This is a genomic window from Pseudomonas sp. PA-4-8C (assembly GCF_021606625.1).
Taxonomy (GTDB): domain Bacteria; phylum Pseudomonadota; class Gammaproteobacteria; order Pseudomonadales; family Pseudomonadaceae; genus Aquipseudomonas; species Aquipseudomonas lactis.
This window is the reverse complement of record NZ_WKCD01000103.1, coordinates 1-17,070: the sequence shown is the minus strand read 5'-3', so window position 1 is coordinate 17,070 and position 17,070 is coordinate 1. Positions and strand designations below refer to the sequence as shown.

Below are 17,070 nucleotides of genomic sequence, written 5' to 3'. Positions count from 1 at the left end.
TTCTTCTTCGGCGCGCACGATCAGGGTCTTGATGGTCTTTTCAATCGGCAGATTGAATTTCTCCACCAGGGCCGCGATGGTTTTGGTGTCTGGCGTGTCGACCAGGCGCAGCTCCTCGGTGGGAGCAGGGCGCGAGGTTTCACGTGGTATGGCTTCGGCCTTCTCGATGTTCGCCGCGTAGTCGGAACCGTTGCTGAACACGATATCGTCTTCGCCAGACTCGGCCAGCACATGGAATTCGTGAGAGCCGGCACCGCCGATGGAGCCGTTGTCCGCTTCAACCGGGCGGAACTTCAGGCCCAGGCGCGTGAACACGTTGCAGTAGGCCTGGTGCATGCGGTCGTAGGTCGCTTGCAGGGAAGCCTGGTCGGCGTGGAACGAATAGGCGTCCTTCATGATGAATTCGCGGCCACGCATCAAGCCGAAGCGTGGGCGGATTTCATCACGGAACTTGGTCTGGATCTGATACAGGTTCAGCGGCAACTGCTTATAGCTGCTCAACTCGTTGCGCATCAGGTCGGTAATGACTTCTTCGTGGGTCGGGCCGGCGCAGAAATCGCGGCCATGACGGTCTTTAAAACGCAGCAACTCAGGGCCGTACTCTTCCCAGCGCCCGGATTCCTGCCACAACTCAGCCGGTTGGGTGCTCGGCATCAACACTTCCAGAGAGCCGGCAGCGTTCATTTCTTCACGAACGATGGCTTCGACCTTGCGCATCACCTTCAAGCCCATGGGCAACCAGGTGTACAGGCCCGAGGCCAGTTTGCGGATCATGCCGGCGCGCAGCATCAGCTGATGGCTGATCACAACCGCGTCGGAAGGCGTTTCTTTCTGTGTGGCGAGCAAATATTGACTGGTACGCATGGTAGGCCGTTGTCGGTTGCTTGGACTTGAAATGACTTGGGATTGTACGGGCGCTTGTCGCCGGAGTACAGGCGTGAGGTGGCAGGGTGTATCTGTCGTAACCGTCGCTTGTGTGGGAGCTGGCTTGCCTGCGATAGCGGCGTTGGGTTCACCATCGCTATCGCAGGCAAGCCAGCTCCCACATTGACCGAGTCGTATCAGTCTTCCTGCGGGGGATTCAGCCGGGCGCGGCGGTTCTCCTGGAACCAGTGCAGCGCAATCAGCAGCAGCGTCGGCACGCCCAGCAGGCAGGTGATCAGAAAGAAGTTGTGATAGCCGAACTTCTCCACCATCACCCCTGAATACCCACCGATCAAACGTGGCAGCAACAGCATGATCGAGCTGAGCAACGCATATTGGGTGGCGGAGAACTTGAGGTTGGTGAGGCTCGACAGGTAAGCCACGAATGCTGAGGTGGCCATGCCCGAACTGAAGTTGTCCAGGGAGATGGTGACGATCAACATCTGCAGGTCGGGGCCCATGTCGGCGAGCATCACGAACAGCAGGTTGGTGCCGGCCGAGGCCACGCCGCCGATGAGCAGGATCGGCAATATCCCGAACCGCACGATCAACAGCCCGCCCATGCCGGCACCGAGCAGGGTCATGATCAGGCCGAAGATCTTGCTCACCCCGGCGATCTGGTCCTTGGTGAAACCCTGGTCGATATAAAACACGTTGGCCATGACGCCCATCACGGTGTCGGACATGCGATAGGTCGCAATCAGCCCGAGCAGTAGCAGCGCCTGCCAGCGGTAGCGCAGGATAAAGTCGTTGACCGGCGTCAGCACCGGCGCCAGGCCCCGGCGGCCCATGGCCGAAAGGCACAGCGCAGTGAGGGTGATATAGAGGATGGCACGCAGGAAGGCGCGGTCTTCCATCAGCAGTTCCCACAGGCTCACGCCCTGGAACAGTACGCTGGCAAAGTCGGTGTTATACAGCTGGGTAAACATCGCCGGCACCGAGACCAACAGCACGATCAGTACAAACACCGACACCAACTGGTGCGCGAAGCTGTAGCGCCCGGCCTGCAGTTGGGTGCGCAGTGGCACATCGGGTTCACGCATAAACAACGTGGTGAGCAACGCCGGCACCATCAACACGCCGAACAGCACATAGGTGCCGGTCCAGGCCGAGTGTTTATAGTTGAAACCGGTGGAGCCGAAGCCTTCGGCAAAGAACAGCGCACCGGCCGTGGCCAGCAGGGCGGCGATGCGATAACCAGACATGTAGCTTGCCGCCAGGGCGGCCTGACGGCTGTCGTCGGCGATTTCCAGGCGGTAGGCATCCACGGCGATGTCTTGGGTGGCCGACGCGAAGGCGACGATCACCGCGATGGCGATCAACCAGGACAAGTGTTTTTGCGGGTCACAAAAACCCATGCCGATCAATCCGAGGATCACCAGCGATTGGGCCAGCACCAGCCACGAGCGACGGCGCCCCAGTTTACCCAGCAACGGCAGGCGCCATTGGTCGAGCAGCGGCGACCAGACCCATTTGAAGGCGTAGGCCAGACCGATCAGGCTCGCATAGCCAATGGTCTCGCGGGCCACACCGGCTTCACGCAGCCACACTGAAAGCGTCGAAAACACCAACATGTAAGGCATGCCGGCGGCGAAACCGAGCAACAACAGCACTAACGTCGAAGGGCTGGCATAGGCGGCGAGCGCGGCGCGCCAGGTTTTACGGGGCATGGGCTGGAGTCTGCCTCAGATTTGCGGAAACAAAGCGCGCACTCTAACCGCTGTGCTCTACCGGGCGCCAGCCATGACGCTGAATATCAACACGATTGTTCAGGATAGTGACGCCTTCGCTACGTAAACGCGCACGTTGTTCGTCACCCGAGGCACTGCCCACCGGCAGACTTATCCGACCGCCGGCACCCAGCACCCGATGCCAGGGCAATCGCGTGTCCTGCGGCAACTGGCTCAGGGTGCGCCCGACCCAACGGGCAGCACGCCCCAAACCTGCCAGGTGTGCCAGCTCGCCGTAACTGACCACGCAGCCTTCGGGCACCTGCGACAGTGTCAGGTAAAGGGCAGTGCGGCGTATCTCGGCGGGGCTTTGTGGCGTGTCGGCAGGTGAGATCACTGTGGGCATATCCGTTGAGATCGTCGTTGTTTTGTCAGAAACGTCTGTAAACATGGCGATGAGTATTGAACTCAATATAAATCCTTGAGTCAGTTCTAGCCATGTAACACTATAACGCCCCTTTTTTCGCCTATCCTGAGCCCCGTACCTGCTTATGTTGTCCAGAACCCTGTTGTGCCTTGCTGTTCTCAGTGCTTCCACGCCCTTGCTCGCCGATACCGTCTGGTTGAAAAACGGTGATCGGCTCACCGGCAAGATCAAAGTCTTCGACGGTGGCAAGTTGCTGATCCAAACCACCTACGCAGGCTCCATCCCGGTGGACTGGAAACAGGTCAAGACCCTGGAAAGCGACCAGGAACTGTTGGTCAAGCAGGACGCCTACACCGGTGAAAAGGCCAAGTCGTTGCAGGCAGCCGATGATGGCAAGGTGGTGCTGGCCAATGGCGAGGCGCCCAAGACGGTGGAACTGGCAAGTATCCAACAGATCATGAAGCCCAAGCCGGTGATCGAAGACCTGGTGTGGAAGGGTAACGTCGACCTGGCGCTGGACTACAAGCGCGCGGACAAAGACACCAACGACTACGACATCGACTTCAAGACCTCGGCCCGTCACGGCCAGTGGCGCCATACGGGCAAGGGCGAGTACAACCGCGAGTTCCAGGACGACGTCACCACCACCGACAACTGGGCCCTGGAATACGACCTGGACCGCTTTATCACCGAGCACTGGTTCTGGCAGGGGCGCCTGACCTACAAGCGCGACAAGGTCGAAGACCTGGCGCGCCAGCGCACCGTGGGTACCGGCCCGGGCTACCAGTTCTGGGACGATGAGTTGGGCGCGTTCTCCCTCGGGTCGCTGGTCAACCGTACCGATTACGAATATGCCGACGGCGGCAAGGACAACTTCTACTCTCTGGCCATGAAGTGGAACTACAACCGCTACTTGGTGGGCAAGACCGTAGAGTTCTTCACCAACGGCGAATTGGGCAAGCCTCTGGACGGTCCGGCCGATTACTCCCTGGATGCCGAGATGGGCCTGCGCTACAAAGTCACCGAGTGGGCGTCCCTCAACCTCAAGGCTGAGCGTGACGTCATCAGCGGCGACTCCGACAGCAGCTTGAGCAAGACCCGCTACACCGCAGGCTTTGGCGTGGCCTGGTAAACCGGCGTCGGCCCCTCTGGCAACCTGCGCAGATATTGATTACCTTGTGTTGAGATCCATTCCCATATGCCATGGGTCGCGGAACATCCGAGGAATCCTATATTGAGCACGCAGGTTGCCAAGAACGCCCGAGAGCTGTTGCTCAAGGAATACCGTGGGGCGCTCGCCACACAGTCCAAAGCCATGCCCGGCTTTCCCTTCGGCTCGGTGGTGCCCTACTGCCTGGACGAGCAGGGCCGCCCGCTGATCCTGATCAGCCGCATTGCCCAGCACACCCATAACCTGCAAAAAGACCCCAAGTGTTCGCTGCTGGTGGGTGAGCGCGAGGCCGATGATGTGCAAGCCGTCGGGCGCCTGACCTACCTGGCCGAAGCCGAGAAGCTGGAAGACCCCGCCGCCATCGAAGCGGCTGCAGAGCGCTACTACCGCTACTTCCCTGATTCGGCCAACTACCACAAGGCCCACGATTTTGATTTCTGGGTGCTCAAGCCGGTGCGCCACCGTTATATCGGTGGGTTTGGCGCGATCCATTGGGTCGACCAGTTGACCTTGGCCAACCCGTTTGCGGGCAAGGCCGAGCGCAGCATGATCGAGCACATGAACAGCGATCACACCAAGGCCATTGCCCATTACGTCGAGCTGGGCGGTTTGCCTGCCACCGAGCCTGCGCAGTTGGTCGGTATCGACAGCGAAGGCATGCACCTGCGCATTGGCCAATCGTTACATTGGCTAGGGTTTGCCGAGCCCTGCAATACGCCGACACAAGTACGCGAAGCCCTGGTTTCATTGGCGAACGCCGAGGTCTGGCCGAAAAAAACCGTGGCTACTGCTTGAATTCACGCAATGGCGACGTCATCTAAGGTGAACTGGCAAGGCATTCTTGCGTTGAGGAACCATTTGATGCGCCCTTTTTTATTGCTCTTTCTGCTGTTTCCGGTGTTGGAGCTGTTCGTATTCGTTAAAGTCAGCGGTGCGATCGGTTTCTTCCCGGCGCTGCTGCTGATCATCGTAGGCTCCATGCTCGGCGTGCTGGTGCTGCGTGTCGCCGGCCTGGCGACCGCGCTGCGTGCCCGTGAAAGCCTGAACCGCGGCGAACTGCCGGCCCAGACCATGCTTGAGGGCTTGATGATGGCCCTGGCCGGTGGCCTGCTGATCCTGCCGGGTTTTATCAGCGACGTGCTTGGCCTGGTGCTCTTGCTGCCGTTCACCCGCAAGCTGCTGGCCGGCAAAATGCGCCAGCGTGCTGAAGAGGCCGCGATGCGCCAGCGTGCGTTCGCCGACGACCTGCAACCCCGTGGTGGTCCGGCTCCACGCCAACCCCTGGGGCGTGAAGGTGATGTGATCGAAGGCGAATTCGAACACCGCGACCCTAAGTAACCGCTTCACTGGCACGGCACCTTCGGGTGCCGTGTTGCATTTACCCTTGAGTCGACACAAAAAATTTCATCCTCGGCCCCTTGTAATAAGCCTGGGCGCCCTTATGTAACGGTCACCGCAAGGTTTCTGGTGGTGACATCAGACAGACTTCCGCGTCTCGCCCCGCGAGCCGCGACCGGCACCGCCGGAATTTAACCCGCCGGAATTGATACCGGCCGATGAAAAACACAATTAGGAGAGATCGACAATGAAGCTTCGTCCTCTGCACGACCGCGTCGTAATCCGTCGCAGCGAAGAAGAAAAGAAAACCGCTGGCGGGATCGTTCTGCCAGGTTCGGCTGCTGAAAAAGCCAACCACGGTGTAATCGTCGCTGCTGGCCCAGGCAAAACCCTGGAGAACGGTGATGTACGCGCACTGGCCGTGAAAGTGGGTGACAAGGTTGTTTTCGGCCCTTACTCCGGCAGCAACACTGTGAAAGTAGACGGCGAAGACCTGCTGGTAATGGCTGAGAACGAAATTCTCGCCGTTCTGGAAGACTGATTTCCTCGCTCATTTTCCCGTTACTACAAAGTATTTAAGGAATATCGATCATGGCTGCTAAAGAAGTTAAATTCGGCGACTCCGCCCGCAAAAAAATGCTCACTGGCGTCAACGTTCTGGCTGACGCAGTAAAAGCGACCCTGGGCCCGAAAGGCCGTAACGTGATCATCGAGAAGAGCTTCGGCGCTCCGACCATCACCAAGGATGGCGTTTCCGTAGCAAAAGAAATCGAACTGGAAGACCGTTTCGAGAACATGGGCGCGCAGCTGGTCAAAGACGTTGCCTCCCGTGCCAACGATGACGCAGGCGACGGCACCACCACCGCTACCGTCCTGGCTCAGGCGATCGTCAACGAGGGCTACAAGGCCGTCGCTGCCGGCATGAACCCGATGGACCTCAAGCGTGGCATCGACAAGGCGACCATCGCCATCGTTGCCGAGCTGAAAAATCTGTCCAAGCCATGCGCCGACACCAAGGCCATCGCTCAGGTAGGCACCATCTCCGCCAACTCCGACAGCTCCATCGGTGACATCATTGCCGAAGCCATGGAAAAAGTCGGTAAAGAAGGCGTGATCACCGTTGAAGAAGGCTCGGGCCTGGAAAACGAACTGTCGGTTGTAGAAGGCATGCAGTTCGACCGTGGCTACCTGTCTCCGTACTTCGTCAACAAGCCTGAGACCATGGTTGCCGAGCTGGACAGCCCGCTGATCCTGCTGGTCGACAAGAAGATCTCCAACATTCGCGAAATGCTGCCAGTACTGGAAGCCGTTGCCAAAGCCGGCCGTCCATTGCTGATCGTTTCCGAAGACGTTGAAGGCGAAGCCCTGGCGACTCTGGTTGTGAACAACATGCGTGGTATCGTCAAGGTTGCAGCCGTCAAGGCTCCAGGCTTCGGCGACCGTCGCAAGGCCATGCTGCAGGACATCGCCGTATTGACTGGCGGTACCGTTATCTCCGAAGAGATCGGCCTGAGCCTGGAAAGCGCCACCCTGGAAAACCTGGGTAGCGCCAAGCGCGTGACCATCTCCAAGGAAAACACCATCATCGTTGACGGTGCTGGCGTTGAAGGCGACATCGAGTCCCGCATCGCGCAGATCCGTGCCCAGGTTGCTGAAACCTCCTCGGACTACGACCGTGAAAAACTGCAAGAGCGCCTGGCCAAGCTGTCCGGCGGCGTTGCGGTGATCAAGGTTGGCGCTGGCTCCGAAGTTGAAATGAAAGAGAAGAAGGCCCGCGTTGAAGACGCCTTGCACGCAACCCGTGCAGCCGTTGAAGAAGGCGTGGTACCTGGCGGTGGCGTTGCGCTGATCCGTGCTCTGGAAGCCCTGACCAACCTGACCGGCGACAATGCCGACCAGAACGTTGGTATCGCTGTGCTGCGTCGTGCCGTTGAAGCACCGCTGCGCCAGATCGCTGCCAACTCCGGCGACGAGCCAAGCGTTGTGGTCAACGAAGTCAAGAACGGCAAAGGTAACTACGGTTACAACGCTGCGACTGGCGTCTACGGCGACATGATCGAAATGGGCATCCTGGATCCAACCAAGGTGACTCGTTCGGCGCTGCAAGCAGCAGCCTCCATCGGTGGCTTGATCCTGACCACCGAAGCTGCCATCGCTGACAAACCGAAGGCAGAAGGCGCAGCTGGCGGCGGTATGCCAGACATGGGCGGCATGGGTGGCATGGGCGGCATGATGTAAGCCAGCCTTACCCGGCACTATAAAAAGCCCCGCCTGCAGTGATGCAGGCGGGGCTTTTTTATGCACGGTTGCATGCTGGACCTGTGGCGAAGGAGCTTGCTCCCGTGACTACGGATATCTATCTGACGCCCCGCGATCCAATTGTGGGAGCTGGCTTGCCTGCGATGACGCCCTGCCAGCCGACGGCTATCTCCCTGACACCCCCACCATCCCAATGTGGGAGCGGGCTTGCTCGCGAAGGCGGCCTGGCAGGCGACACAGTTGGATTGTGTACATATCCATTGTTGCGGTAACGGCCGCTTAGGGTTCCGCCCTGACGGCGGGTCACTTTGGAAAAGCCCCAAAGTAACCAAAGGGCTCTTGCCCCACCACTCGGCACCTCGCTTGGGCTCGGTGTGCCCGAACACAGGCTTGAATCCGTGGGCCGCCGCCACGCGCCATCCATGGCGCGGGGCGGCTAACCCGGCGTCCTGCCGGGTTACCCACGGATTCAAGCCTGTGTTCGGCCAGCGTGGTTTAACGGGGCGCCTGAGATCAAGATCACAAGCAGATCAAGAGCGACTCGCTTCGCATCGTGGTTACCGTTGGCTTTCGCAGGCAGCCCTAATGGCTTTTTTGTAGGAGCGAGCTTGCTCGCGAAAAACTCAAAGGCGCCGCGTTCATTCAGCAAGCACGCGTTATCGTTGAAGTTTTTCGCGAGCAAGCTCGCTCTTACAGAAAGCTACGACCGTTGCCGTGCAGGCCGGTACAGCAACAAGCAATACAACCCCAGGCAGATCAGCCAGCAAAAAATCGCTGTCCAAACATTGTGGGAAAAAAAGTGCGCCCCTTGCAGCATACGGCTGACGGAAAACACGCTGCCCAGGCTGACAGCAAAGATGAGCGCGTAGCGCGCCAGGCGTGGCCGTCGATCCCGCAGGGCGAAGAACCAGGCGAACAAGGCAAACCCGGTGGCGGCATGCCCGCCGGGCCAGCAGCGGCCGGGTTTATCGGTAGGCGGGCGCGGGCTGAGCAGTTCGCTGTAGGTTTCCTGGCCGCCGAACTCCTTGAGACTCCAGGGGCATTGCACGGCGGTGATGGTTTTCAATGGCGACACGAACGCCGTCGCCATGCCCAGCGACAGCACCAGGCACACCAGCTCACGGCGGTACGGTTTGAGCCGCTGCAGGATGAAGCTGCCGACCAGGCCGAGAATCGCCAGTACCGAAAACAGGATCACCAGTTGCTTGGCACGGTCATGCAGGATGTCTTCAAGAAAGAAGCTATAGCGGCCAATGAAGCCGCCCGCCTCTGCGCTGTAGAAATGCCTGGCCAGGTCCATGTCCAGGGACGTCAGTTCCAGCAACAGCAACGCCACTGCAGCGCTGGCAGGCAGGCCCAGGCACAGCCAAAAATTAAGCGGTTTGGAAACCGGTAAAGAAGAAGGGGATTTCATCACGAACCTTGGTGAAAAGCCCCGTGCTACCTGCACGGGGCTTTTTGATTAGCGTTTGCTTAAGACTGGAGCTTCTTCCTTGGGCGCTTTCCAGCTCAGCAGTTGCTGTTTGTAGTCGTAACTGGCGGCCTGGTAGTAGGTGATCGCCCGTTGGATCAAGGGGTCATCGCTACCGACGCGCAGCTCCTGGCTCTCGCCCAGGGCCTGGTCATGGCGACGCAAGCCTTGGCGCGGGCTGAGGATTGCCAAGTCCTTGCCATCAAACAGACCCAGGTGCTGGTAATTGCCCACCACCACCCGTGCAGGCAATGGGTTGTCCTGCAGCAGGTTGCGGCCAAAGAATGTCGATTCGTAGCTCAGGTTGAGCAGGCCCAGCAAGGTCGGCGCCAGGTCGATCTGGCTGGACAGTTGAGCGGATTCCCGTGCGTCGATCAGCTTGGGCGCGTAGATAAACAGCGGAATCTGGTAGTTGGTGATCGGCAGGTCTTCCTTGCCTGCGCTGCCGGCGGTGTGGTCGGCGACGAACACGAAGATCGTGTTATCGAACCACGGCTTCTGGCGCGCTGCCTCAAGGAACTGGCCGATGGCGTAGTCGGTGTATTTCACCGCACCGTCGCGGCCCTTGCCAGACTTGATGTCGATACGCCCGTCCGGGTAGGTGTAGGGGCGATGGTTGGAGGTGGTCATCAGTTGCAGCAAGAACGGCTGTTGCTTGGCGTAATCGGCGTCGGCCAGTTTCAAGGTCTGTTTGAACAGGTCTTCGTCGGCCATGCCCCAGGCGTTTTTGAATGAGATTTCTGCTTCGGGCACGCTGCTCTGGTCCACCACCCGATAACCGTTGCCGCTGAAGAACGCGTTCATATTGTCGAAGTAACCGCGCCCGCCATAGACAAACACGCTGTCATAACCGATGGCCGAGAGCTGTTGCCCCAGGCTGGCGAACCCGCTTTCGCGGCCGATGCGCTTGACGATCGAACGCCCCGGCGTCGGTGGAATTGCCAGGGTAATGGCTTCCAGGCCGCGGTCGGTGCGCGTACCGGTGGCATAGAAGTTATTGAAGTACAGGCTCTGTTGGCGCAACGCATCCAGATTGGGCGTGAGGTTGCGCGCATCGCCATTGCTGCCCATGTACTTGGCGCTGAAGCTCTCGATGGTCACCAGTACGATGTTGGGTTTGCGCAGTGTGCCGGGGTTGGTGATGGCACGGCGAATATCCAGCGGGTCCTGGTCGATAAAGCGCGCGTTGGGTTCACTGAGTTCGGCCCGCAGTTGCTTGGCAACGACGTCGGTCGGCAGGCTTTTGTAGAACTGGGTGTAGTCCAGTTCGTTGTTACGGAACGCGGCAAAGAACTGATAGGGGCCGTTGCTGGCCAATTCGTTGTTGTACGCGTTGCCGCCTTGGGTGCGTGGGCTGTCTTGGCTGACCAGTTGCAGGCTGAGGCCGGCGAGCACCAACAAGCCCAGGGCGTTGACCAAACGGCCACGCAGTGCAGGCAATGGCGCGGCCATCGCGGCATTGAAGGGTTTGCGCAGAGCCACGCTCAGAATCAGTGCAAGCATCGCCAGCAGGCTCAGCAGCTTGCCGATCGGGTAAGACTCCAGCAGGTTGTTCAGTACCTCATCGGAATACACCAGGTAATCGACGGCGATAAAGTTGAAGCGCACGCCAAACTCATCCCAGAACAACCATTCGGCCACCGAGGTGAACAGCATGGCGAACAGGCTGACGGTCAGCACCGCTTGCAGGAACCAGCGATGGCCACGGCGGCGCCACAAGGCAGGTGGGCAGAGCAGCAGATACAGGCCAAGCGGCAAAGCAGTATAGGCGAGGAAGGCCATGTCGTAGAGCACACCCACGCCAAACACCGGCAGCAGGTTGCCGCCGACTTCATCTAGGTGAGTGATGAGCAGCACGCTACGGGTAAGCAGGAAAACCAATAACCAGGTACCGGTTATCAGCAGCAAATAGCGCATTGGCGCTGTTTTGAAAAAACCCATGTCTAAGTTCCTTATATCAATGGGGGGCGATCTTCGTCCTGACACTGTAGTTAGTTTGTGAAGCTATAGTGAAAAACTTGTTCGGTTCTATAAACAGTTGAAAACCTTTATCAGCGGGGCTCTGCGCTCTATCCCTGAGCCTCGCTTGGCCTTAAGCTGCGCGAGCCAACACGGCCGTTACCGCGTACGGAGACACTGCCCATGCGAATTCTATTGGTTGAAGACAACCGCGATATCCTCGCCAACCTGGCCGATTACCTGGGGCTCAAAGGCTACACAGTGGACTGTGCGCAGGACGGTTTGTCGGGCCTGCACCTGGCGGCCACCGAGCATTACGACCTGATCGTGCTCGACATCATGTTGCCCGGCATCGATGGTTACACCTTGTGCAAACGCCTGCGTGAAGACGCGCGCCGTGATACGCCGGTGATCATGCTCACCGCGCGCGACCAACTGGATGACCGGCTGCAGGGCTTCAAGTCTGGCGCTGATGATTACCTGCTCAAGCCGTTCGCCTTGTCGGAACTGGCCGCGCGTATCGAAGCAGTGTTGCGCCGTGCCCAGGGCGGCGGGCGTCGTGCCCTGCAAGTGGGTGACCTGAACTACGACCTCGATACGCTGGAAGTCACCCGCGAAGGGCGCCTGCTCAAGCTCAACCCGGTGGGCCTGAAACTGCTCGCCGTGCTGATGCAGAAAAGCCCGCATGTTTTGCGCCGGGAAGTTCTCGAAGAAGCCCTGTGGGGCGACGATTGCCCGGACAGCGACAGCCTGCGCAGCCACGTTCATCAATTGCGCCAAGTGATCGACAAGCCTTTCGCCAAACCGCTACTGCAAACCGTGCACGGTGTGGGTTATCGCCTGGCCGAGGGTCGTGATGGAGTTTAAGCAAAGCCTTGCCCAGCGGATCATCATCGCTTTCGCCTTGATGAGTGCGTTGGTGGCGGGGGCCTTCGCCGTGGGCATCATTGCGACGGTGCACCTGGTGGAAGAGAAGTTGATCTCGGCGGGCCTGGGCGGGGACCTGCAGCGCCTGCTGTTGATGGACAGCGTCGAAGACTGGAGCCACCGGCCGGAGCCGGACCAGCTGTTTTATTTCAGCGGCGGGCGTGGCGATTTTGAACTGCCCAAGGACCTGCGCCATCTGGACCCTGGGTTTCATGAGGTGTTTCGTGAGGCGCTGTCGTACCACGCCATGGTTGAAGTGGTCGATGGTCGGCGTTATGTGTTGCTGCAAGACCAGAGCGATTTCGAAGAGCGTGAGCGCGTGCTGTTTGCGGTGGTGCTGGTGGGCTTCGTGCTCAGCCTGGCACTGGCGGCGTTCCTCGGCTGGGTGCTGGCCCGCAAGGTGATGGCGCCGGTGGTACGCCTGGCCCGCCAGGTCCGTCATCGTGACCAACTGTTGGGCCTGGCACCGCCCCTGGCGCCGGATTACGCCGCCGATGAAGTGGGCGAACTGGCGGTGGCGTTCGACGCCACCCTCGGCCGCTTGCGCCAGGCGTTGTCGCGCGAGCAGCTGTTTACCAGCGATGTGAGCCATGAGTTGCGCACGCCCTTGATGGTCCTGGCCAGTTCCTGCGAACTGCTGCGCGAAAACCCAGCCATCGATCAACGAGGTCGCAACCAGGTGGAGCGCATTGCCCGTGCCTGTGAAGAAATGCGCGAGCTCGTACAGACCTTCCTGATGCTGGCCCGCGCCAAACACGACGACGCCGCCAGTTCGCCTCAGGGCAACCTCACCCAGGTGGCCGAAGACCTGCTCGGCATCTGGCGCGAGCCCATCGAGAAAAAAGGCCTGGCGTTGATCTACCTGCCAGGCAACCCCTTGGACACCCGCTACAACACCACCTTCTTGCATGCGGTGATGGGCAACTTGCTGCGCAATGCCCTGCATTACACCGAACACGGGTTTATCCGCCTGACGCTGGAGCCCAGTGGCTTCGTGGTGGAGGACTCCGGTGTCGGCATCCCCGAAGAGAAGCGCGAAGCGATGTTCGAGCCGTTCGTGCGCGGTAGCGAGAAACGTGGCGAGGGCCTCGGCCTCGGCCTGTCGCTGGTGCAACGGATCTGCGAAAGCCAGGGCTGGAGCGTAAGCCTGAGCACCATGGAGCCCAATGGCTGCCGTTTTCATGTGGAGCTCAACCCAGTCAAAACCTGACCCTTCAGTCTGTCGTTTTGCTGATGCAGACTGTCTGCTTTTCGGCGAAGATGGCCCGGTGCTACTGAATGTTTCTGTAAAGTCTTGAAATGTATGCAGTTGGACAGGACAAGATTTTCACAACGAGTTGACCTGTTGATCACAGTTCGCTGCTTAAGGTCGTAGGCATCAGTTACTGGAGACGTAAGATGCCTTCCCCGATCAAGCTGGAATTTTCTGACAAGTACGACGATCAACACGCGCAGAAATATTTGCTCAAGCATCAGGACAATCTGGCTCGCCGGTTGTCCCACAAACGCGACGAGCAGCTGGCGCGCGGCGCATTGGCCATGGCCGGTGAGCCGGGCCTGGTGTTGGACCTGCCGTGTGGCGCTGGACGCTTCTGGCCGTTACTGGCCGAAAAACCCAACCGTGTGATTATCGGAGCTGACAATTCGGCGTCGATGTTGAAGATCGCCACCGCTGCCCAACCGGCAGAGGTGGTGAAACGGGTACGCCCTTTGCAGACATCTGCCTTTGATATCGATTTGCCAGATAATTCCGTCGACAGTATTTTCTGCATGCGCTTGATGCACCACATTGGTGAGCCGGAGCACAGGCTGACAATACTGCGCGAGTTTCAACGTGTTACCCGCGACAGCGTGATTATTTCGCTGTGGGTGGACGGCAATTTCAAGGCCTGGAAGCGCAAGCGCAGCGAAGTGCGTCGTCGCAAAAAAGGTGAGCAGGAAGGTTACCAAAACCGGTTTGTGTTACCGGCTGCTACTGTCGAGGCAGAATTCGAGCAGGCCGGTTTCCGTGTTCAGGAATCCCTGGACTTCATACCGCTCTACGCCATGTGGCGAGTGTATGTATTGCGCAAGAGGTAACAGGATGGCAGTTGAGTGCGTAGTAGGCAGTCATGTAGCTCCCGAAGAACGATTTGATTTTTTCTGGCGTCAGCAAGGTGAATGGGTGGAAGAACCCAACCGTCGCCGGGGTGGTGAAAGTGGCGTGCAGCGGGTGATCAGCCCTAACGGTCGCTTGCTCTATTGCAAGCGCCAGACCGGCCACATTTACCGCAGTTGGCTGCACCCCTTTGGGCGTCCGACCGTGCTGCGTGAGCGTGATGCCCTCAAAGGCCTGCGTTTGCTGGATGTGCGTGTGCCGGAACTGGTGTTTTGCGAGGCGCGTCGCGACCCGGAGCACCAATGGAAAGCCCTGTTGGTGACCGCGTCCCTGGACGGGTTCGACGAGATCGAAAACTGGTACGCCGCCGGTGGCCGCCAACAGTATGGCGAGGCGGTCCACGAGCGCCTGCTGCAAGAGTTGGCCGGCACCTTGGCCCGTATGCACAAAGGCCGCTGGCAACACGGTTGCCTGTATATCAAGCACATCTTCGTGCGGGTGACCGGTGAGCCTGATGCGGCGACAGTGGAAGTGGCCCTGCTGGATTTCGAGAAATGCCGCCAGCGCCTGACCGCTTATCGGGCCGCGTCCCACGATATGCTGCAATTGCGCCGCCATTCGTCGTGGAATGATACCGACTGGAAAAAACTCAGCTACTTTTACGAGACGGCGTTTGGCAGCGCTATCAAGGGTTTAACCAGATGAAGCTAGAAATAGCACGAGGTTTGTTTCTGGTCGGGGCATTGGGTGTTGCAGCCCTGGCCCTGGCGGTATGGGAACAACCTCGTACACAAGTGTTGAGTGCGGTAGATGGTGGCGGGCAATGCCTGCTGCCACGCATTGCCAAGACGAGTGTGGCGGCCAAGCCCGACCATGAATTGCTGTTATTCATGTTCGGCATGTCTCAAGCGATGAGGCCGCAAAGTTGAAACGATTGACCCCGAAAAGGGCCTTGCCATGCGAGGCCCTTTTTTTATGGTGCGCCAGGCATGATCATTCCCACGCTCTGCGTGGGAATGCCTCTTGAGACGCTCTGCGTCTCGTCCGTTAGCGCCAGTGACGCAGAGCGTCACGGGCTGCATTCCCACGCAGAGCGTGGGAACGATCAGCCACAGAAGGGTAATTTCAGATCAGGTGCAGGTGATTGTCCCAAAGCCCCGCCGGTAGTTGCAGCGGTTGTGCGACCAGGTTTTTCTGGCGGCAGTCATAGAAGCGGCAACGCCCCTGACCGGATGTCACCACAAACCCATCCGCCACAGCGCCCACCCCCGCACAGTCCGGCAAGGGCCCATCCAGGCGCAGTTCGGCGGTGTCCATGTCCCAGATAAAAAAGCGGTTGCCCCGCGGTGCCGTCAACGCCACCAGGCGCAGTTCGCTGTGCACCGCCACGCTGGCGGTGTAATGCCCCATCGCCTGCAACTGTTCATCCGCCACCGGGAACGCCACGAACGGCTGCCCCGGGCGCTTGATCGCGAGCAACTCGGAACGCTCCTGGGACGGGCCCATGAACTGCTGCCCGGTCAGGATGGTGCCATCGCTGGCGATACCCATGTGCCGCACGCTGTTCATCTGCTGGGCCAGGGTTTCCTTGCTGATCAGGCTACCGTCGCGCCGCATCAGCACCAGGCTTGGCTCCATGGCATTAAGGTTCATCTCTACCCGGCTTTCGGCTTCGGTGCGAATGCCGCCGTTGGCCACAATCAGCGTCTCGCCGTCGGGCATCCACGAGACTTGATGCGGGCCGATGCCGTGGGTGGATATCTCGCCGCTGTGCACCAGCCGCTCACCTTCGAACTTATACACCCCCAACAGGCCCCGACCGGGGTCGGAGGTGTCGTTCTCGGTGGCGTACAGCCAGTCACCGCTCTTGTGGATCACCGCATGCCCATAGAAATGGCGGTTGGCGTTCGAGGTGATGGTTTGCAGCAGCCTGCCATCGCGCAGGTCGATCAGGTAGCTCTCGGTGCCTGGGCGACGGGCGACGAACAGTGCAATCGGCAAGGTCGGGTGGTTGATGATGTCATGGCAGCGCTGGCCGACCTGGGTCGCAAATACCGGCTTGCCGTCCAGGCGATAGCCGACAGCGTAGTGCTTGCCGTCGGCATCATCGCGCGCCGACAGCAGCAGCGGGCCTTTGTCTTTGTGCTTGAACAGCGTCCAGCCACCCAAGGTGATAGCGCTGAGCAGCACGCTGCCCACCGCCAAAGCCTGTCGCCTGAGCATCATCAGTCACCGTCGTTGGCGTTAAAGCCCAGTTGTACGCCCAGCGCCTTGGCCAGTTCACCTTCATGCAGGCGGTGGACCACGTTGAGGCTGTCGTAGATGTCGTTGAGTTGCTGGCGCCCGGCGTCGTCATTCAACAGTTCGTTGAGGGTGCGCTGGTTGCTGGCGAACAGTTTCAGGGACGCTGCGTAGGCGGCGTCGATTTTCTCGGCCAGTGGCTTCTGGTCCGCCGGCAGCAGGCCACGCAGGCCTTTGTTATCGACGCCCACCCACACGGTCTGAGCCGCGGCGAGGCTGGCTTCCAGGCTTTGCAGGGACGACTGGCTGCGCCAGGCATCGGCCTGGAACGGTTGCGGGATGCCCTTGGTCTGGCGGCCCATCGGGGTGCCGAGTTTTTTCTTCAGGGTGTCCAGGGCGGTCACTTGCACGCGTAGCAGGTCGGCGATGGCTTCGTGGGAATCAGCGTAGCGCTGGTTCGGAAACTTGGTCATCTGCGCGAGCATGCCGTCGGTGCTGTTCCAACTGGCCAGGATCTCTTCGGCCAGGACTTTCTGGCGTTCACCGATCGCCATCAGCAGCGGGCAATAGCGCGCTTTCTGGGCG

At 59.6% G+C, this 17,070-nt stretch carries 17 protein-coding genes; 10 read left to right on the top strand and 7 right to left on the bottom strand.

Annotated elements, in window-relative coordinates; translation table 11 throughout:
- From proS to GIW04_RS16610, 3 genes are all read right to left on the bottom strand, one after another.
- On the bottom strand, positions 1-864 hold an 864-nt coding region (proS, locus tag GIW04_RS16620), incomplete at its 3' end, for a proline--tRNA ligase (RefSeq protein WP_236479064.1).
- Between the two features lie 197 nt (positions 865-1,061).
- Positions 1,062-2,594: an AmpG family muropeptide MFS transporter gene (locus tag GIW04_RS16615; RefSeq protein ID WP_120248579.1), complete on the bottom strand. Its 1,533-nt coding sequence runs from the start codon at positions 2,592-2,594 to the stop codon at positions 1,062-1,064.
- Positions 2,595-2,637: 43 nt separating this feature from the next.
- The gene (locus tag GIW04_RS16610) at positions 2,638-3,000 is read right to left on the bottom strand and encodes an MGMT family protein (RefSeq protein ID WP_034133585.1); all 363 of its coding nucleotides are present in this window, start codon (positions 2,998-3,000) and stop codon (positions 2,638-2,640) included.
- A gap of 145 nt (positions 3,001-3,145) precedes the next feature.
- On the opposite strand from GIW04_RS16610, the gene GIW04_RS16605 reads away from it, so the two are divergent.
- The 5 genes from GIW04_RS16605 to groL all read left to right on the top strand — a co-directional run bounded on the left by GIW04_RS16605 (position 3,146) and on the right by groL (position 7,768).
- Entirely contained in the window at positions 3,146-4,153 is a 1,008-nt protein-coding gene (locus tag GIW04_RS16605; protein ID WP_003193943.1) for a DUF481 domain-containing protein, read from the top strand.
- Positions 4,154-4,255: 102 nt separating this feature from the next.
- Positions 4,256-4,987 (top strand): HugZ family pyridoxamine 5'-phosphate oxidase, encoded by a 732-nt coding sequence (locus GIW04_RS16600; RefSeq protein ID WP_120248580.1) that lies wholly within the window; start codon positions 4,256-4,258, stop codon positions 4,985-4,987.
- A gap of 66 nt (positions 4,988-5,053) precedes the next feature.
- Positions 5,054-5,530 (top strand): FxsA family protein, encoded by a 477-nt coding sequence (locus GIW04_RS16595; protein ID WP_003193941.1) that lies wholly within the window; start codon positions 5,054-5,056, stop codon positions 5,528-5,530.
- 247 nt (positions 5,531-5,777) lie between these two features.
- A complete protein-coding gene (locus GIW04_RS16590) occupies positions 5,778-6,071 on the top strand; it encodes a co-chaperone GroES (RefSeq protein WP_003193940.1) in 294 nt (97 codons plus the stop codon).
- Between the two features lie 50 nt (positions 6,072-6,121).
- Entirely contained in the window at positions 6,122-7,768 is a 1,647-nt protein-coding gene (gene groL, locus GIW04_RS16585) for a chaperonin GroEL (RefSeq protein ID WP_003193939.1), read from the top strand.
- Between the two features lie 721 nt (positions 7,769-8,489).
- On the opposite strand, the gene GIW04_RS16580 is transcribed toward groL, so the two are convergent.
- Together GIW04_RS16580 and GIW04_RS16575 are read right to left on the bottom strand one after the other, a co-directional pair.
- Positions 8,490-9,203 (bottom strand): phosphatase PAP2 family protein, encoded by a 714-nt coding sequence (locus GIW04_RS16580; protein WP_120248582.1) that lies wholly within the window; start codon positions 9,201-9,203, stop codon positions 8,490-8,492.
- A gap of 48 nt (positions 9,204-9,251) precedes the next feature.
- Entirely contained in the window at positions 9,252-11,201 is a 1,950-nt protein-coding gene (locus GIW04_RS16575; RefSeq protein ID WP_120248583.1) for an LTA synthase family protein, read from the bottom strand.
- A gap of 201 nt (positions 11,202-11,402) precedes the next feature.
- On the opposite strand from GIW04_RS16575, the gene colR reads away from it, so the two are divergent.
- The 5 genes from colR (at position 11,403) to GIW04_RS16550 (ending at position 15,173) form a co-directional block, all read left to right on the top strand.
- Complete coding sequence (gene colR / locus GIW04_RS16570) at positions 11,403-12,086, top strand: two-component system response regulator ColR (protein ID WP_003193936.1); 684 nt, start codon at positions 11,403-11,405, stop codon at positions 12,084-12,086.
- Complete coding sequence (locus GIW04_RS16565) at positions 12,076-13,356, top strand: sensor histidine kinase (protein WP_003193935.1); 1,281 nt, start codon at positions 12,076-12,078, stop codon at positions 13,354-13,356. Before colR ends, GIW04_RS16565 begins: the two co-directional genes overlap by 11 nt.
- Before the next feature lie 188 nt (positions 13,357-13,544).
- A complete protein-coding gene (locus GIW04_RS16560; RefSeq protein WP_003193934.1) occupies positions 13,545-14,225 on the top strand; it encodes a class I SAM-dependent methyltransferase in 681 nt (226 codons plus the stop codon).
- Positions 14,226-14,229: 4 nt separating this feature from the next.
- Complete coding sequence (locus GIW04_RS16555; RefSeq protein WP_003193933.1) at positions 14,230-14,949, top strand: lipopolysaccharide kinase InaA family protein; 720 nt, start codon at positions 14,230-14,232, stop codon at positions 14,947-14,949.
- Positions 14,946-15,173 (top strand): hypothetical protein, encoded by a 228-nt coding sequence (locus tag GIW04_RS16550; RefSeq protein ID WP_003193932.1) that lies wholly within the window; start codon positions 14,946-14,948, stop codon positions 15,171-15,173. Before GIW04_RS16555 ends, GIW04_RS16550 begins: the two co-directional genes overlap by 4 nt.
- Before the next feature lie 196 nt (positions 15,174-15,369).
- On the opposite strand, the gene GIW04_RS16545 is transcribed toward GIW04_RS16550, so the two are convergent.
- The gene (locus GIW04_RS16545) at positions 15,370-16,467 is read right to left on the bottom strand and encodes a DUF1513 domain-containing protein (protein WP_003193931.1); all 1,098 of its coding nucleotides are present in this window, start codon (positions 16,465-16,467) and stop codon (positions 15,370-15,372) included.
- Positions 16,468-16,469: 2 nt separating this feature from the next.
- Positions 16,470-17,070, bottom strand: a 601-nt coding sequence (locus tag GIW04_RS16540) for an imelysin family protein (RefSeq protein WP_329607610.1), incomplete at its 5' end; no start/stop codon positions are given.

Coding starts and splice junctions, on each gene's coding strand:
- GIW04_RS16615 (WP_120248579.1), bottom strand. CDS start 2,594: ATGCCCCGTAAAACCTGGCGCGCCGCGCTCGCCGCCTATGCCAGCCCT.
- GIW04_RS16610 (WP_034133585.1), bottom strand. CDS start 3,000: ATGCCCACAGTGATCTCACCTGCCGACACGCCACAAAGCCCCGCCGAG.
- GIW04_RS16605 (WP_003193943.1), top strand. CDS start 3,146: ATGTTGTCCAGAACCCTGTTGTGCCTTGCTGTTCTCAGTGCTTCCACG.
- GIW04_RS16595 (WP_003193941.1), top strand. CDS start 5,054: ATGCGCCCTTTTTTATTGCTCTTTCTGCTGTTTCCGGTGTTGGAGCTG.
- GIW04_RS16590 (WP_003193940.1), top strand. CDS start 5,778: ATGAAGCTTCGTCCTCTGCACGACCGCGTCGTAATCCGTCGCAGCGAA.
- groL (WP_003193939.1), top strand. CDS start 6,122: ATGGCTGCTAAAGAAGTTAAATTCGGCGACTCCGCCCGCAAAAAAATG.
- GIW04_RS16580 (WP_120248582.1), bottom strand. CDS start 9,203: ATGAAATCCCCTTCTTCTTTACCGGTTTCCAAACCGCTTAATTTTTGG.
- GIW04_RS16575 (WP_120248583.1), bottom strand. CDS start 11,201: ATGGGTTTTTTCAAAACAGCGCCAATGCGCTATTTGCTGCTGATAACC.
- colR (WP_003193936.1), top strand. CDS start 11,403: ATGCGAATTCTATTGGTTGAAGACAACCGCGATATCCTCGCCAACCTG.
- GIW04_RS16565 (WP_003193935.1), top strand. CDS start 12,076: ATGGAGTTTAAGCAAAGCCTTGCCCAGCGGATCATCATCGCTTTCGCC.
- GIW04_RS16560 (WP_003193934.1), top strand. CDS start 13,545: ATGCCTTCCCCGATCAAGCTGGAATTTTCTGACAAGTACGACGATCAA.
- GIW04_RS16555 (WP_003193933.1), top strand. CDS start 14,230: ATGGCAGTTGAGTGCGTAGTAGGCAGTCATGTAGCTCCCGAAGAACGA.
- GIW04_RS16550 (WP_003193932.1), top strand. CDS start 14,946: ATGAAGCTAGAAATAGCACGAGGTTTGTTTCTGGTCGGGGCATTGGGT.
- GIW04_RS16545 (WP_003193931.1), bottom strand. CDS start 16,467: ATGCTCAGGCGACAGGCTTTGGCGGTGGGCAGCGTGCTGCTCAGCGCT.